This window comes from Nitrobacter sp. JJSN, from assembly GCF_051912485.1.
Taxonomy (GTDB): Bacteria; Pseudomonadota; Alphaproteobacteria; order Rhizobiales; family Xanthobacteraceae; genus Nitrobacter.
Map to the genome: position 1 here is coordinate 1,644,072 of NZ_CP196822.1, position 16,875 is coordinate 1,660,946.

Here is a 16,875-nt window from a genome sequence, read left to right on the forward strand (position 1 = left end):
GACGCCCTCCAACACGCGACCGGGCGTCACGACCGGCGCAGCCCCCACCAATTCAACACAGCCGGCGAACCCGCAGAGCAGTAATGCGCCGGCTCCCGGAGCTACGAAGTAGCCGCAAGAAGATCACGGCAGACATGGCGAGCATCCCCGGCGATGCTCGCCATGCTGTTGAGCGTGGCAGCCTCAGCCGGGAAACATCGCGTTCAGTTCGCCGCCGGGATGGCCCGCCCCAAGTCCGTCAAAGGTGCCCTCCTCCGCAATCTCCTTTGCCGCGCGCAAAAAGCCGCCCCACGCCGCGCGCGCCAAGGCACCGCCGACGCTGATGCGGCGAACGCCGAGAGCAGCGGCCTCGGCGACGCTCAGACCTGGCCAACCGATCAACAGGTTGAACGGTTTGGGATGAACGGCCTTCACCGCTGCAGCAATATCGTCTTTCGATTTCAAGCCCGGCGCATAAAGGCAATCGGCGCCAGCTTCCGCATAGGCCTGCAACCGCTCGATCGTCAGCTTGAGATCGGGCATCCCCCACAGGAAAGCCTCGCAACGGCCGACCAGCAACACGCCGCTACGATCGGCGTCGATGGCCTTGCGAGCCGCGCGGATGCGTTCGACCGCCAGCGTCTTGTCGTAGAGAGGCTGATCCTTGTCGCCAGTGGCGTCCTCGATGGACAGACCGGCGACGCCTGTTTTCACCGCGCGTGAGACGTTGGCTGCCACCCCGTCCGGCTCATCGGCGAAGCCGTTTTCGAAATCGGCGTTGATGGGCAGATCGACCGCTGCGCACAGTGCGGTCAGATGGTCGCAGATATTGTCCAGCGTGATCTTGTTGTCGGCCTTGCCGATCGACCATGCTAACCCCGCGCTGGTCGATGCCAGCGCCTTGAAGCCCATGCCCTGCAACGCCTTGGCACTGCCGATATCCCAGGGGTTGGGGATCACGAAGCAGCCGCTCTCGTGCAGTTTACGGAATGCAGCGCGTTTCTCGGCCGTTGATGACATCCTGAGTCTCCTTCCCGCCTCGTTCGTAACCACTAGCAGTTTGCTGAAAAAGCCAAAATTGACCGCTTCGATGATCCTCGGAACGCCTCATCGCGATGATGTGTATTCGGCGGCGCGTTGCAGTCGTTGTCGTCCTGGCGACGACGCGGTTATGCCGTGACCAGTTTGGGAACGCGGATCAGGTTATAGGCGATCAAGTTGAGCATGAAGTCGGCGGCAACGCGGCAAATGCCACGATGTTTGGTCCTGCGCATCGTGCCGTGCTGCTTGCCCCAGCCGAAGATGCATTCGATCATCGCCCGGCGCGTCTGCGACATGCCATAGCCCTGATGGCGCGTGGTCCGTGCGTCGATAGCGCTCCGGCGGCGCCTGCCGGTCTTGCCCATGCCATTGTTCTGCGTCACATGCGGTGTGACGTCGATGGCGCGAAGATTGGCCACATGATCGGCCGTGTCATAAGCCTTGTCCGCACCGGCGGTAATGCGGCGACCCGCTTTCCTGCCTTCGGCCTCGAGCATTATCTCCGCGGCGCGGCGCTCGGCGGTGCCGCTCGCGTGCGTGACGATGCCGGCCACGGCCAGCCCATGCCGGTTCTCCATGGTGACGTGGCCCATGTAGCAGAGCCTGGCCTCGCGTCCGGCCGCCTTGCGGTAGAGCCGGCTGTCGGGATCGCTCGTGCTGACATGGGTGTCGTTCTTGCGCGTCTGACCGTGGAAGTTCGTGCCGTCGTCGCCATCGCTGCCATCCTTGGGACGAAAGCTCTTCTGTGACGCCCAGGCCTCGATCAACGTGCCGTCCACCGAGAAGTGCTCGTCCGAGAGCAGCGGCTCGACCTGAGGGTGTTTCAAAAGCCTGGTCATGAACTTCGTGAACACATCGCCGTTCTGCAGCCGCTCGCGGTTCTTCGTGAAGCTGGTCGGGTTCCAGACCGGATGGTCCGGCGACAGCCCCACGAACCAGCGATACAATAGATTGTAGTCCAACTGCTCCATCAATTGGCGCTCCGAGCGAATGCCGTAGAGCACCTGCAGAAGTAGCGCGCTGAGCAATTGCTCCGGCGCGATCGAGGGGCGCCCTTCACTTGAATAGAGCCTGGCAAAGCTACGGTTCAACTCGCCCAGCACATCACGGACCAGCGCCCGGATCTTCCTCAGCGGATGGTTCGGCGGCACCCGCGCCTCCGGCGAGATGTACGAAAACAACCCGCCCTGATCCACAAAGGCTCCGCGCATCCCAACCTCCACCGATTCACGATGAAAATCGAATCAGCAAACTCTCGCACGCGCGAGCGGTTTTTCAGCAGACTGCTAGTGTAACCGATCGTGTATTTGTATATGCCCGCTTCCTCGACGTGAATGCTTCGGTCATGATCGAAGTATGAAAACAGGCCCGGATATCGCCATGGTTGCCGCGCTGGTTGGTGATCCCGCGCGCGCCAACATTCTCACCGCGCTGATGACCGGCCGCGCGCTTACCGCGAGCGAACTCGCGCAGGAAGCCGGTATCACGCCGCAGACCGCGAGTTCTCATCTCGGTAAACTCGAAGCCGGCGGTCTGATCGAACCCGAGAAACAGGGCCGGCACCGCTACTACCGTCTCACCGGCCCCGACGTCGCTGCCGTGCTGGAGGGATTGGAAGGCCTCGCGGCGCGTGCGGGCCATCTGCGGGTGCGGACCGGGCCGAAGGAGCCGGCGCTGCGGCGCGCGCGCGTCTGCTACGACCATCTCGCGGGCGACCTCGGCGTCCAGATGCTCGATGCCATGACCAAACGGAAGTTTATCCGCCGCCACAAGACCGAGATCGCTCTCACCCCTGAAGGCGAGTGTTTTGTAGCGAACAAGCTTCAGATCGACGTCGCCGGGATTGCACATGCACGGCGACCGCTGTGCAAGGCCTGCCTTGACTGGAGCGAGAGGCGCCATCATCTCGCCGGCACCCTGGGCGCAGCCATCATGACGCGCTTCACCGAGTTGAAGTGGGCCGCCCGCGATCCAGCCGCCGGCAGCCGCGTTGTCAACTTCACCCACAATGGCGAAAAGCAGTTCGCCATATTGTTCGGCTCCCAGCCGAATCAAGCTGCTGAATAATCGTCTTGTCCGGGAACGAAAGCAGATGAACGGGAGTTGAACGCTGGGCTCACCGTCTTCCAGCACGGTGCGAGGACGAAGCTTACAGCACAAATGGCATTGCCAGATTTTCGACAGAGTTGTTGCCGAATCTCTTTGTGCGAGTCACTGAAAGCCGCCGCGCTATCGCGGTCGAACGAGAGGACGATTCATGAAATCAATTTTTGCAGCAGTACTTCTCGCTGGATCCGTTGCGACTTTTGGTATTGCCGACGCCATGCCGTTAGCGGCGCCGGCGTCGGGCGTGAATGCTGACGTCATTCAGGTCGCCGGCGGCTGCGGCCGTGGTTTCCATCGCGGCCCCTACGGTGGCTGCCGCGTGAACCGTGGCGGTTCCGTGGTTGTGGTTCGCCCGGGGATTCGTCCCGTGGAACGCCGATGCCGTTACTGGGGTGCGGGCCGCCGCGTCTGCCGCACCTGGTGGTGAGACACACACGAATCCGACATTCGGCGGGTTCCAGTTTTGTATTTGACGCGAAAAGGGCGGACCGATCCCGCCCTTTTTCAATTCGTCTGATTGTCTTAACGACTCCGCTCCGGACCGGATTTCAGTCGGAGGCCGCTGGCATTTGCGATCCGACGTTCTGCCGTTTTCTCGCTTGCTTTGACCAGCTTACGAGCGACGTCCATCCCCATCGATCCTCACCTCATACGCAAGAAAAACCCGCGGCTCACGCCGCGGGTTTTATTAGTTCACATCGTGATGTCTCAGTGCGCCAGAACCGCCAGCAACAGCAGTGCCACGATGTTGGTGATCTTGATCATAGGATTGACCGCCGGGCCCGCCGTGTCCTTGTAGGGATCGCCGACGGTGTCGCCGGTCACCGCCGCCTTGTGCGCGTCGGACCCCTTGCCGCCATGATGGCCGTCCTCGATGTATTTCTTGGCGTTATCCCAAGCACCGCCGCCCGAGGTCATCGAGATCGCAACGAACAGACCCGTCACGATCACGCCGAGCAGCATGGCGCCCACCGCCGAGAACGCGGCGGACTTGCCGGCAACACCGCCGCCGGCAATCGCATAGATCAGGAAGTAGACAACGATCGGCGACAACACCGGCAACAGCGACGGAATGATCATTTCCTTGATCGCCGCCTTTGTCAGCAGGTCCACCGCCTTGCCGTAGTCGGGCTTGTCGGTGCCTCGCATAATGCCGGGCTTCTCGCGGAACTGACGACGCACCTCCTCGACGATCGCGCCGGCCGCACGACCCACGGCGGTCATGCCCATCGCGCCGAACAAGTACGGCAGCAGACCGCCGAACAGGAGGCCGACCACGACATAAGGATTGTTCAGAGAGAAGTCAGGCAGCACACCCTGGAAGTACGGATACGTCGGAGCGTTGGCGATGAAGAACTTAAGGTCCTGATTGTAGGCCGCGAACAGCACCAGCGCACCGAGACCGGCAGAGCCGATCGCGTAACCCTTGGTGACCGCCTTGGTGGTGTTTCCGACTGCGTCGAGCGCATCGGTCGCCTTGCGCACTTCCTTCGGCAGGCCGGCCATTTCGGCAATGCCGCCGGCATTGTCGGTGACCGGGCCGAAGGCGTCCAGCGCCACGACCATGCCGGCCAGCGCCAGCATCGTTGCGGTGGCAATCGCGATGCCGAACAGGCCGGCGAGGCTGTGGGTGACGAGGATGCCAGCGATGATGACGATCGCAGGCATCGCAGTCGATTCCATCGAGATCGCGAGGCCCTGGATGACGTTGGTACCGTGGCCGGTAACCGACGCCTGGGCAATCGACTTCACCGGGCGATAGTCGGTGCCGGTGTAGTACTCGGTGATCCAGATGATCAGGCCGGTGACGACCAGGCCGACGATGCCGCATTCGAACAGCGCCAGACCGGTATAGCTGGCGCCCGCCAGCGGGCCAAAGCCGACCAGCCAATAGATAACGGCGCCGACACCGATCACCGACAGAACGCCGGTGGCGATCAAGCCCTTGTAGAGCGCGCCCATGATCAACTCGCTGGCGCCGAGCTTGACGAAGAACGTACCAATGATCGAGGTGATGATGCAGATGCCGCCGATGGCGAGCGGCAGCGTCATCATGTTCACCAGCAACGGCGAGGTCGCGAAGAAAATCGCGGCGAGCACCATGGTGGCGACCGCGGTCACCGCATAGGTCTCGAACAGGTCTGCGGCCATGCCGGCGCAATCGCCGACGTTATCGCCGACGTTATCGGCAATCGTCGCCGGGTTGCGCGGATCGTCTTCCGGAATGCCGGCTTCCACCTTGCCGACGAGATCACCGCCGACGTCGGCGCCCTTGGTGAAGATGCCGCCGCCGAGACGCGCGAAGATCGAGATCAACGACGCGCCGAAGCCGAGCGCGACCATCGCGTCGACAACCGTGCGGCTGTTCGGGGCGTAGCCGGCGCCGTGAGTCAGATAGGCGAAATAGATCGTCACGCCGAGCAGCGCCAGACCGGCGACCAGCATACCCGTGATCGCGCCGGCCTTGAAGGCGAGTTCAAGTCCGCCGGCCAGCGACTTGGTGGCCGCCTGCGCGGTGCGCACGTTGGCGCGTACCGAGACGTTCATGCCGATGAAGCCAGCGGCACCCGACAGGATCGCACCGATGGCGAAACCGACTGCCACCAGCACCCCGAGGAAATAAGCGAGCAGTCCGAAGATCACGATGCCGACGACTCCGATCGTCGCGTACTGCCGGCGCAGATAGGCCTGCGCGCCCTCGCGCACCGCCGCGGCGATTTCCTGCATCCGCGGATTTCCCGCATCAGCGCTCAATACGGACGAGGTCGCCCAGATGGCATAAACGATCGAAAGCACTCCGCAGAGCACGATCATCCATAGAACTGTCATTGAATTTGCCTCAGATCCCTGAAGTTGCCCCGACAACGCCGCGAGCCGCGAATGGACGTACTGAACCGCCTCATTGCAAGGCGGCCTCAAATCGGGCGGGACCATGCCAAAATCGAACCTCCGGCGCAACGCCGCCTTATGGCTAAACCGCCGAATTTCCGTAAGGAATTACGATAAAATGCCGGGACTTGCGGAAGTCTTACAGACTTCCGCCGCAGGCTGGCGGCGGCGAAGCGCGCGGTCGCCTCCGCTCCTGGCACGGCGCCAGCCTCGGAAGCAGGACTTCAGGCCAGCCATCGCGTGATTCGCGACACCGCGTCGCGCATCTCGGCCGCCGAGCGGGCATAGGAAAATCTCACGAATGACCGGCCGTGAAGCGGATCGAAATCGACGCCGGGGGTCGCCGCGACATGCGCCTCTTCCAGCATCTTCCGCGCAAACTCGTAACTGTCCGACGTGAACCTCGAAACATCGGCGTAAAGATAGAATGCGCCGTCCGCGGGTAGGAATTCGCTCAATCCGGCTTTCGGCAGACCCTCGATCAAGATGGTACGGTTTGCCTCATAACCGCGCTTCACGGTTTCCATCTGATCGCGTCCTGCAAATGCCGCCTCGGCCGCGATCTGCGACAGCGTCGGCACCGAAATCGACAAGTTCTGTTGCAGCCGTTCGATCGGTCGCACCAGTTGCTCCGGCACAACCATCCACCCGACGCGCCAGCCGGTCATGCAAAAATATTTCGAGAACGAATTGATCACCACCGCGTGAGGTGACAGTTCTGCGGCGGTCACCGCGGGAAATGCATAGTCGAGACCGTGATAGATCTCATCAGAAATGAAGCGGATGCCTTCGCTTTCAGCGGCCGCCATCAGATGGGTCAGCGCCTCTCGCGACATCATCGTACCCGTGGGATTGGCCGGACTTCCGACCAGCACGCCCTTTAGCGGCGTCTTGCTGTGCGCCGCCAGTAGCGCCTCCCCGGTCAGGGCGTGACGGTTTTCGCTCGACGTCTCGATCAGCACGGGTTCGCAGCCGAGTGCGGTCAGGATATGCCGATACGGTGGATAGCCCGGGACCGTCACTGCAACCCGGTCGCCGGGCTCGAACATCGCAAGGAATGCGAGGACGAAAGCACCCGATGATCCCGTGGTCACGACGACGCGTTCGGGATCGACCGTGCAGCCATAGACCTCGCGGTAATGTTTCGCGATCCGCTCCCGCAGCGACGGAATGCCGAGCGCGGAGGTGTAATCGATCTGGCCGCGCTCAAGCGCAGCTCGGGCCGCATCCAGCGCGGTGCGGGGCGCCGGCGCCGAGGGCTGTCCGACCTCCATGTGAATAACGTTGCCGCCGGCGGCCTCGATCCGCGCCGCCGCCGCCATCACGTCCATGACCATGAAGGGCGGAACCTGGCTGCGGCCAGATGCCGCCAGCAAGCCTTTGGCCCGGTCTCTCAATGTCGCATCGAGCATGGAAATCTGTTAATGCGCTATCACCTAGTGTCCCGATACCGAAGTTTGCATGTTCTTGCAGCAACCTTTTGATGCGAACTTCGGAATCAAAGGGACACTAGCAACCTTATAATTCTAGTGTGGTTTGGGTTCAGAAGTTCGCTTGACCGACTCGCCGGAACAATGAAGCGAACTTCTGAACCACCACACCCGAGGCAAACGGCTGAAGCCGCGTTACCGCCTTATTCGGCGGGTTGTTAGGGACATATACCCTATTCGAACCAAGGCCAATGATTCCAAGGACCGTGACCAAAGAAGATCTGTCGCAGCGGCCCGGCGCCACTACACGCCGCTTTTTGTCGAAGCTGACGACGCTGGTCACCGCCTGCGCGCTGGCGAGCGCATCGCTCCCGGTCCACGCCCAACAGGCCAAGGGACCGTCGGTACTGCGGGATACGGAAACCGAGCAACTGCTGCGCGACTATACGAGCCCGATCCTGCGCGTGGCGGGGCTGCAGAAGCACAATATCCAGATGGTCATCATCAACGACAAGTCGTTCAACGCCTTCGTCGCCGACGGCCGCCGCATCTTCGTGAACTATGGCGCGATCATGCAATCGACCACGCCGAACCAGTTGATCGGCGTGCTCGCGCACGAGACCGGGCATCTCGCCGGCGGACATCTGTCCAAATTTCGCGAGCAACTCGCCCGAACCCAGACTCAACTGATCATCGCCATGCTTCTCGGCGCCGGAGCTCTGGCCGCGGGCGCCGCCAGCGGCGGCGGAAGTAACAGCGCGGCCAGCAACATTGGTGCCGCCGCGATCAGCGCACCGCAGGAGCTCGCGCGCCGCAGCCTGTTGTCCTATCAGCGCCAGCAGGAGGAGAACGCCGACCGCGCGGGAGTGAAATTCCTGAACGCCACCGGGCAATCTGCCAGGGGAATGTACGAAACCTTCAAGCGCTTCACCGACGAAAGCCTGTTCGCAGCGCATGGGGCCGATCCCTATGTGCAGTCACATCCGATGCCGGCCGACCGAGTCGCCGCGCTCGCGGAGCTCGCCAAGACAAGTCCCTCCTGGGATAAGAAAGATGATCCCGCACTGCAAATGCGTCACGACATGGTGCGCGCCAAGATATCGGCGTTCATGGAACGTGAGGATACGGTATACCGGCGCTATCCGAGGTCAGACACCAGCCTGCCCGCCCGCTATGCGCACGCCATCAGCACGTACCTGCACGGCGATCTTCGCATGGCCATCGAGCAAATCGACGCCCTGATCAAGCTGCAGCCCCAAAATCCCTATTTCCACGAGGTGCGAGGGCAGGCCCTGCTCGAGGGCGGCCGTCCCGCGGAAGCAATTGCCCCGCTGCGGCGGGCAGTCCAATTGTCCCATAACGCTCCGCTCATCGAGATGTTACTCGGACAGGCGCTCGTTGCTTCGAATAATACTGCCAACACTGACGAAGCGATTGCAATTCTGCGCACGGCGCTGGCACGGGAGCCCGAAGCTCCGCTTGGGTATATGCAGCTTGCGATGGCCTACGGCCGCAAGGGCGATTATGCGCAAGCCGATCTGGCATCGGCACAGGCCGCATTTTTGCGAGGCGATAACAAGACCGCGCGCGAACTCGCATCTCGCGCAAAGACCCGTTTCGCCATCGGTACGCCCGGATGGGTCAAGGCCGACGATATCGTCTCCGCCAAAATACCCGATAAGAAGGACTAGACGGCACCAACCACGCGCCTCCGACAATGAGACCCCGTTCCAAAGGATTTTAACAATGCCCTCGCATCGTTTTCTCGCCCCTGCTCTTTTTGCGCTTGCAATTGGAGTAACGCCCGTTGCCGCCTCGGCGCAGAGTTTCTCCGACGGCCAGCGCGGCGAAATCGAACAGATCGTCAAAAACTATCTGCTCGCCCATCCCGAGGTCCTCGAGGAAGTCTCGGCCGAACTCAGCAAGCGTCAGGCGGCCGCCGAAGCGCTCAAGCATGAGGCCGCGGTCACCCAGAACGCGGACACCATCTTCAGTTCGCCGCGCGGCGTGACGCTTGGCAACAAGAACGGCGACGTCACTTTCGTCGAGTTTTTCGATTACAATTGCGGCTACTGCAAGCGCGCGATGACCGACATGCTCGACCTTTTGAAGGCGGATCCCAAGCTCAAAGTCGTCCTGAAGGAATTTCCGGTGCTTGGCCCAGGCTCGGTCGAAGCCGCGCAGGTCGCGGTGGCGGTTCACATGCAGGACCCCGGCGGCAAGAAATATCTCGACTTCCACCAGCGTCTGCTCGGCGGACGCGGACAAGCTGACAAGGCGCACGCGCTCGCAGCCGCCAAGGAATCCGGTCTCGACATGACCCGCATCGAAAAGGACATGAGCAGCCCTGAAGTTCGCGCAACACTGGAAGAGAACTTCAAGCTTGCCGAGGCGATGGGCATGAACGGAACGCCGAGCTACGTGATCGGCAAACAGGTTGTGGTCGGCGCCGTTGGCATTGAGAATCTCAAGGAAAAAATAAATACGGCGCGCTGCGGCAAGGCATCTTGCTGATCGCTCACAGATAGCAAAAGGCCCCGCGCGTAGCGGGGCCTTTTTTTGTTGACCCTTGAGGTCCGCACCGACCGTTTATTTTGCGTTCAGAAAACTAATCCCGCGGAACCTTAATTGCACCGGAACATAGCTCCTCACTACGCCGTTGTTTAACGGGCATTGCAACATGTGAGGAGACATCTATGACCAAACACTTTCTTCTGTCGACGGCGGCTGCGGCGCTGATCGCGGGAACAGGATTCGCCTACGCACAGGGAACAGGCATGGGCCGTGAGGGTGCCGGCGGCGGATCGACAATGCAGCAAAACGCACCGTCGACGGAACAAGGCCGGGGCTCCGCAACCACTCCAATGCGCAACGACGCTTCGGATTCTCAGGGTATGTCGCATGACGGCTCGACCTACGGGAGCGAATCTAAACAGCGTGCGCAGGACACAAATACAAATCACGGCAAGATGAAGAACGAAAAGTCCGCCGAAGACACGGGGAAAAGCGGCGCGAGCAGCGACCGCTCGAAGGGCATGCGCTCGGAAAGCGATGAATCGGGCAAGTCTGAGAAGAACATGCGCGCCGAGGATCGCAACGGAAAGACCATGGACCGCAACCGAAGCGCCGAAGAGCGCAACGGGATGAAATCCGATAAGAGCGCGGTGGATACCAACAGGTCATCAACCACGACCACGGGTCAGGCCGGTTCCGGCGCCAAGCTTTCGACGGAACAGCGCACCAAAATCACCACGGTGATCCGGAACCAGCACGTGCAGCCGACGACGAATGTCAATTTCTCGATCGCAGTCGGCACGCGGGTGCCGCGCACGGTGAGCTTCCATGCTCTACCGGCCGAAATTGTCGAAATTCATCCAGCCTGGCGCGGCTATGAATTCTTCCTGGTTCGCGACGAGATCATCGTCGTTGATCCGCAAACTCTGGAAATCGTAGCGGTTCTGAACGCCTGATCGGAACTCTTCAATAAACAGCGGATGTGCGGGGCCCGATCGTGGCCCCGCACCTCTGTCAGGCGGCCGGCTAGCGGCGCAGCCTGCCCAACCAGCTATCTCCTGACCCTCGTTAACGCTCCTGACCTTGGTTAATGAGCAATTTCCGTAGGTTCTACATAGCTTTTCACGAAAAAAATGAGGTATTTGAAGCCGAATGCCCGAGCGTTCAGGCTTCCCCTTGGCTCTCTTGTTACATATAACGACCCGAAACTCCGGCGCTCGGCGCCGAAAGGACTGTTTCGGGATTTCAGATGGCCAAGACAATTTACGTGCTCAACGGCCCGAACCTTAACATGCTCGGGACCAGGGAGCCGGAAACCTATGGCCGCGCCACCCTTGCGGACGTCGAAAAGCTCTGCGCCGACACGGCTGCGGGCTTCGGGCTTGTCGCGGATTGCCGCCAGTCCAATCGCGAGGGCGAACTGATCGATTTCATCCATGACGCCCATGCGACGAAGGCGGCCGGCATCATCATCAACGCCGGTGGCTACTCGCACACCTCGATTGCGCTTCACGATGCGCTGGTTGCGGTGAATATCCCGACCGTCGAAGTTCACATCAGCAATATCAACGCGCGCGAGGACTTCCGCCATCACTCGTTCACGGCAAGAGCCGCTTTTGCGAGCCTCTGCGGGTTCGGAATTGATGGCTACCGGCTCGCAATCAATGGTCTTGCCGCCAGGATCGGCGCGGTGAAGTCCGGCGAAAAAATCAAATCCTGACATAGCAGCGTCATCCCACACAGAAAGTTTCGGATCGAGAACATGGCCCCCCAGCCTGGAGACTCAGCAAAGACCAAAACCGGTGACGAACGGCGCGAAGAGAGCGAGGTGATCCGAGAGCTCGCCGCGTTGCTCGACGAGACCAAGCTTACCGAAATCGAGATTGAGCGTGACGGGCTCCGGGTACGGGTCGCGCGCAATGTCAGCGTTGGCGCGCCAATGCCCGCGGGCTATCAGGCTGCAGCGTCAGCGCCTGCCGCCGCGCCGGTCCCCGGCGTCACCGACATGAGCAAGCATCCGGGTGTGGTTCCATCTCCGATGGTCGGCACGGCCTATTTAGCATCGGAGCCCGGCGCCAAGCCCTTCGTCGAGGTCGGCTCCAAGGTCACGGCAGGCCAGACACTGCTGATTATCGAGGCCATGAAGACAATGAACCAGATTCCGTCGCCGCGGGCAGGCACGGTCACTCAGATTCTCGTCGAGGATGGCCAGCCCGTCGAGTTTGGCGAGCCGCTGGTCATTATCGAATGATACCGTTCGAACCGCAGGCGCAGTGATGTTCGACAAGATCCTGATAGCCAATCGCGGCGAGATCGCCCTGCGTATTCTGCGCGCCTGCAAGGAGCTCGGTATCGCGACCGTCGCGGTGCATTCCACAGCCGACGCCGACGCCATGCATGTGCGGCTTGCGGATGAGAGCGTCTGTATCGGACCGCCGCCCTCGAAGGATAGCTATCTCAACATTCCGGCGCTCTTGGCCGCCTGTGAGATCACCGGCGCCGACGCCGTGCATCCCGGCTACGGGTTTTTGTCCGAGAACGCCCGCTTCGCGGAAATCCTCGCCGAACATGGCCTGCATTTCATCGGCCCCAAGGCCGAACACATCCGCCTGATGGGCGACAAGATCGAAGCCAAGAAGACGGCGAAGCGGCTCGGCATTCCGGTGGTCCCGGGCTCCGACGGCGGCATCGGCCCGGACGACGACGCGATGACGATCGCCAAAGAGATCGGTTTTCCCGTGCTGGTGAAGGCCGCCGCCGGCGGCGGCGGGCGCGGTATGAAAATCGCCAAGACCCCCGACGACCTGATGATGGCGATCTCGACCGCGGGCAACGAGGCCAGAGCGGCCTTCGGCGACGCTTCGGTCTATCTAGAAAAATACTTGCAGAAGCCGCGTCATATCGAAATCCAGATGCTCGGCGACGGACGTGGCGGCGCCATTCATCTTGGAGAACGCGACTGCTCGCTGCAGCGGCGCCACCAAAAGGTCTGGGAAGAAGGCCCTTCGCCCATACTGACCGCCGCCGCCCGCAACAAGATCGGCGAAACGGTCGCCAAGGCGATGCGTGAGATACAGTATCTCGGTGTCGGCACCGTCGAATTCCTCTACGAAGATGGCAAGTTCTATTTCATCGAAATGAACACCCGCATCCAGGTGGAACATCCCGTCACCGAGATGATCACCGACATCGATCTGGTGCTGGAGCAGATCCGCATCGCCGCCGGCGGCGACCTTCCCGCGACGCAGAAGGAAATTGTCGTGAGCGGCCATGCCATCGAGTGCCGTATCAACGCGGAGAATCCCGTCACCTTCCGTCCCTCGCCGGGCAGGATCGTGCGATTTCATGCGCCCGGCGGGCTCGGCGTCCGGATCGATTCCGCCGTATATCAGGGTTATGTCATCCCGCCCTATTACGACTCACTGGTGGCCAAGCTGATCGTCCACGGCAAGACCCGCACCGAATGCCTGATGAGGCTACGACGGGCACTCGACGAGATGGTGGTGGATGGCATCGAGACCACCCTGCCGCTGTTCCGGGCACTGGTCCGCGAGTCCGGTATCATCGACGGCGACTACCACATCCATTGGCTGGAGCAATACCTCGCCAGTGGCGACCTGACGGGAGCTTGAACTGCTCCTCCGCCTCCTCGTGGCTATGACAATAATCGAAAGGTCACGGGAACCAGCTGCGCGCTAAGGCGTTGGGCAATGGCCAGGCATTAAAACCGTGCGGGGGACGCTTTTTATTGACCAAGGCTGAACACCATCCAATGGCGGCAAGTCCCGCCAGATCTTCGCGTCACGCACTCGGCCAAATCATCCTGCTGACCGCGGGTCTGGTGGTTCTGACACTGATCAGCGCAACCTCCGTCTATCTCGTCAACAAGGCGCGCGAGGATGCTCAGTGGGCTTTGCACAGTATGGAGGTCGAGAATGAAATATCGCTCGCCCAACTGCAGATGCGGCGCGCGGAGAGCGCGCAGCGTGGCTTTCTGCTGACGCAGCGGCCAGAATTCGGCAATGCGTTCGAAGAAGCTGCCAGCCAGATTCCACCGAGTTTCGGGCGGCTCAAGGCGCTGACGATCGACAATCCCTATCAGCAGCAGCGGCTCAAGCAGATGATCCCGCAAACCGATCAGCGGATCGAGCAGTTGCGGCATGGCATCGAGCTCGTTCAGGCAAACCGGCTCACCGAAGCGACCGAAATCGCCCGGCAGGAGGCTGGCCGCGATGCCATGGGGCAAATCCGCAACCTCGCGAGCGAGATGCGAGCTGAGGAAGATCGTCTGTTCGCGGCGCGAGCAGCGTCGGCCGATACCAGCCAATCGATCTCGGCATCGATCACCAGCATCGGCTCAGGGCTGGTCGTGGTGTTCGCAGGACTCTCGATCTTCCTGGTGCGACGCTCAAGCCGGGCGCGCGACGTGGCTGAAGCCCAGTTGCGCGACAACAATCTCAACCTCGAATCCACTGTGCAGGAGCGCACCGCCGACCTTCGCGAAGCCAACGATGAAATCCAGCGCTTCGCCTACATCGTCAGCCACGACTTGCGTTCGCCGCTGGTCAACATCATGGGCTTCACAAGCGAGCTCGAGGAATTGCGTGGCGACATCTTCAAGCGAATCGCGACCCTGAGCCGGCCGGATGAAATTCCGCCTCCGGCCACAGAGGATCCGGCCGCGATCGTCGAACCGGTTCTCGACGGGCCGGACAAGCAATTGTCACAAGACTTCACCGAGGCTCTCGGTTTCATCAAGTCGTCGATCGCCAAGATGGATCGGCTCATCAGCGCGATCCTCAGTCTCACCCGCGAAGGCCGCCGCGAATTCCATCCCGCCTCGATCGCCATGCGCGACCTGATGGAAAACATCGCGTCGACCATGGCGCATCAGGCCGCCGAGGCCGGCGCTGAAATCCGGATCGAGCCTCTGCCCGATATCGTAAGTGACCGCCTTGCGATCGAGCAGATTTTCTCCAATCTGGTCGACAATGCGTTGAAGTATCTCAAATCCAACGTTCCCGGCAGCATCGCCATCCGCGGCCGGCGCAAGCTCGGCTTTGCGATCTTCGAGATTGCCGATAACGGTCGCGGCATCGATCCGAAGGACCACCAGCGCATCTTTGATCTGTTCCGCCGGGCGGGCCCGCAGGATCGACCGGGTCAAGGCATCGGCCTTGCGCACACCCGTGCATTGGTCCGAAGACTCGGAGGAACGATGTCGGTCTCTTCAGAACTCAATACCGGAAGCACATTTACTGTTACACTTCCCGCCGCATGGATCGGCATCAATCGGGACAAGCAATCATGAGCAAGCCAGTCACCATCATCATGATCGAGGATGACGAAGGTCACGCCCGACTGATTGAGCGCAACATACGGCGTTCAGGTGTCAACAATGAGATCAAGCCGTTCAGCAACGGTACAGACGCTATCAACTACCTATTCGGCGCGGATGGCAACGGTCTGCCGCACAAGGGAGAAACGCTGCTCATCCTGCTCGATCTCAATCTGCCCGACATGAGCGGGATAGATATCCTGCGGCAGGTGAAGGAAAACAAACTTCTGAAATGCGCACCGGTGGTCGTGTTGACGACGACCGACGATTCCCAGGAGATCAAGCGGTGCTACGAGCTCGGATGCAACGTCTACATCACGAAGCCGGTGAACTACGAGAGCTTCGCCAACGCGATCCGACAACTCGGTCTGTTCTTCTCCATCATCCAGGTTCCCCAGGCCAACCCATGAGTGCCAAGCCTACCCTTTTATACGTCGATGACGACGGGGCGCTGGCCCGGCTGGTTCAGCGCGGTCTGACGCGCCAGGGATTTTGCGTGGAGTATGCTCCCGACGGCGAAGCCGGGCTCGCACGCATCGCGCAAGGCGGCATCGATGTGATCGCGCTCGACCAGCACATGCCGGGCCTCGATGGCCTGGAGACGCTGGAACGGATTCAGGCGATCCCCGGCGCGCCGCCGGTGGTGTTCGTTACTGCGTCGCAGGATTCGAAGATCGCCGTGACCGCGCTCAAAGCTGGCGCTGCCGACTATCTCGTCAAAGACACGCTCGGCGAGTTCGTTCCCCTGCTGCAGGTCGCGGCCGAAGCGGCGATCCGGCAGGAGCACATCCAGAAGGCGCGCGACGAAGCCGAAGCCGAAGTTCGCGCCTCGCGCGACCGCTATGCGGCGCTGGCCGCCGAGCGCGAGGTGCTGCTGCGCGAGGTCAATCACCGCATCGGCAACAGCCTGCAAATCATCGCATCGCTGTTGCACCTGCAGGCCAATTCCAGCCCCGACGAAAACATCAAGGCTGCGCTCAGCAACGCGATGGGGCGGGTGGCGGCCGTGGCGCAGGTGCATCGGCGCCTCTATACCTCACACGATCTGAAAAGCGTGCTGCTGAACCAGTATCTTGAAGCGCTGCTCGAGGATCTCCGGCGCTCCACCGAAGGCAACCGGATGTCCCGCCTCGACCTGAAAGCCGTACCCGTCGAGATCGATCCGGATCGCGCCGTCGCGATCGGAATCATCGTCAACGAACTGGTGATGAACGCGGTCAAATACGCCTACCCCGACGGCCCTGGCCCGATCCACGTTAAACTCGCGATCGACGGCGGCGACATCGAGCTATCGATCGCCGACGACGGCGTCGGCCTCAATGCAAGGACAGATCCGCACTCGACGGGAATGGGCCAGCGGATCGTTTCCGCGATGGCGCAGAAACTCGACGCTCAGGCCGAACGTGATCCCATCCATGCCGGAACGCGTATCGTGTTGCGGTTCCCTCGCGACAGTTCACCGGCCGCGAAACCCCGACCTGCAACCGCGGCCTGAGCACGGCAACCAACCTTAAAACAGGCCTCCGCGCATTCTCGCCGATTATCGGCCCGATGGCGCTTCAGCTCTGCTATAATATG

General features: G+C 61.3%; 15 protein-coding genes. 11 read left to right on the forward strand and 4 right to left on the reverse strand.

Translation table 11 applies throughout. The features are described from left to right. Positions 1-183 precede the first annotated feature (183 nt). Both ACSZOQ_RS08105 and ACSZOQ_RS08110 read right to left on the reverse strand, forming a co-directional pair. Positions 184-999 carry an isocitrate lyase/PEP mutase family protein gene (locus ACSZOQ_RS08105; RefSeq protein WP_439925460.1) on the reverse strand — a complete coding sequence of 272 codons (816 nt, stop codon included), beginning with the start codon at positions 997-999 and terminating at the stop codon, positions 184-186. Between the two features lie 149 nt (positions 1,000-1,148). After that, on the reverse strand, positions 1,149-2,231 hold the full coding sequence (locus ACSZOQ_RS08110; RefSeq protein ID WP_439924422.1) for an IS5 family transposase: 1,083 nt from the start codon (positions 2,229-2,231) through the stop codon (positions 1,149-1,151). Positions 2,232-2,376: 145 nt separating this feature from the next. Between ACSZOQ_RS08110 and ACSZOQ_RS08115 the strand changes: the two genes are divergently transcribed. Both ACSZOQ_RS08115 and ACSZOQ_RS08120 read left to right on the forward strand, forming a co-directional pair. After that, complete coding sequence (locus ACSZOQ_RS08115; protein ID WP_439925461.1) at positions 2,377-3,087, forward strand: ArsR/SmtB family transcription factor; 711 nt, start codon at positions 2,377-2,379, stop codon at positions 3,085-3,087. Between the two features lie 190 nt (positions 3,088-3,277). After that, entirely contained in the window at positions 3,278-3,553 is a 276-nt protein-coding gene (locus tag ACSZOQ_RS08120; protein WP_439925462.1) for a GCG_CRPN prefix-to-repeats domain-containing protein, read from the forward strand. Between the two features lie 281 nt (positions 3,554-3,834). Here ACSZOQ_RS08120 and ACSZOQ_RS08125 read toward each other — a convergent pair whose 3' ends face one another. Then, complete coding sequence (locus ACSZOQ_RS08125) at positions 3,835-5,955, reverse strand: sodium-translocating pyrophosphatase (protein ID WP_439925463.1); 2,121 nt, start codon at positions 5,953-5,955, stop codon at positions 3,835-3,837. Positions 5,956-6,239: 284 nt separating this feature from the next. Beyond that, complete coding sequence (locus tag ACSZOQ_RS08130; protein WP_439925464.1) at positions 6,240-7,427, reverse strand: pyridoxal phosphate-dependent aminotransferase; 1,188 nt, start codon at positions 7,425-7,427, stop codon at positions 6,240-6,242. 269 nt (positions 7,428-7,696) lie between these two features. Here ACSZOQ_RS08130 and ACSZOQ_RS08135 point away from each other — a divergent pair, with 269 nt between their 5' ends. From ACSZOQ_RS08135 to ACSZOQ_RS08175, 9 genes are all read left to right on the forward strand, one after another. Next, a complete protein-coding gene (locus ACSZOQ_RS08135) occupies positions 7,697-9,136 on the forward strand; it encodes a M48 family metalloprotease (RefSeq protein ID WP_439925466.1) in 1,440 nt (479 codons plus the stop codon). A 55-nt stretch (positions 9,137-9,191) separates the two neighbouring features. Beyond that, positions 9,192-9,959: a DsbA family protein gene (locus ACSZOQ_RS08140; RefSeq protein ID WP_439925467.1), complete on the forward strand. Its 768-nt coding sequence runs from the start codon at positions 9,192-9,194 to the stop codon at positions 9,957-9,959. Between the two features lie 182 nt (positions 9,960-10,141). Then, a complete protein-coding gene (locus ACSZOQ_RS08145) occupies positions 10,142-10,915 on the forward strand; it encodes a DUF1236 domain-containing protein (RefSeq protein ID WP_439925468.1) in 774 nt (257 codons plus the stop codon). A 293-nt stretch (positions 10,916-11,208) separates the two neighbouring features. Beyond that, positions 11,209-11,679, forward strand: a complete 471-nt coding sequence (gene aroQ, locus ACSZOQ_RS08150; RefSeq protein ID WP_439925470.1) for a type II 3-dehydroquinate dehydratase — start codon at positions 11,209-11,211, stop codon at positions 11,677-11,679. A 42-nt stretch (positions 11,680-11,721) separates the two neighbouring features. Further along, positions 11,722-12,210, forward strand: coding sequence for an acetyl-CoA carboxylase biotin carboxyl carrier protein (accB, locus tag ACSZOQ_RS08155; RefSeq protein WP_439925472.1), 489 nt, complete (start codon positions 11,722-11,724; stop codon positions 12,208-12,210). 25 nt (positions 12,211-12,235) lie between these two features. After that, positions 12,236-13,591 (forward strand): acetyl-CoA carboxylase biotin carboxylase subunit, encoded by a 1,356-nt coding sequence (accC, locus tag ACSZOQ_RS08160; protein WP_439925474.1) that lies wholly within the window; start codon positions 12,236-12,238, stop codon positions 13,589-13,591. A gap of 140 nt (positions 13,592-13,731) precedes the next feature. Continuing rightward, positions 13,732-15,270, forward strand: a complete 1,539-nt coding sequence (locus ACSZOQ_RS08165; RefSeq protein WP_439925986.1) for a sensor histidine kinase — start codon at positions 13,732-13,734, stop codon at positions 15,268-15,270. Next, on the forward strand, positions 15,267-15,707 hold the full coding sequence (locus ACSZOQ_RS08170; protein WP_439925476.1) for a response regulator: 441 nt from the start codon (positions 15,267-15,269) through the stop codon (positions 15,705-15,707). Before ACSZOQ_RS08165 ends, ACSZOQ_RS08170 begins: the two co-directional genes overlap by 4 nt. Next, on the forward strand, positions 15,704-16,792 hold the full coding sequence (locus tag ACSZOQ_RS08175) for a sensor histidine kinase (RefSeq protein ID WP_439925477.1): 1,089 nt from the start codon (positions 15,704-15,706) through the stop codon (positions 16,790-16,792). The genes ACSZOQ_RS08170 and ACSZOQ_RS08175 overlap by 4 nt, the downstream gene beginning before the upstream one ends. Positions 16,793-16,875: the final 83 nt, after the last annotated feature.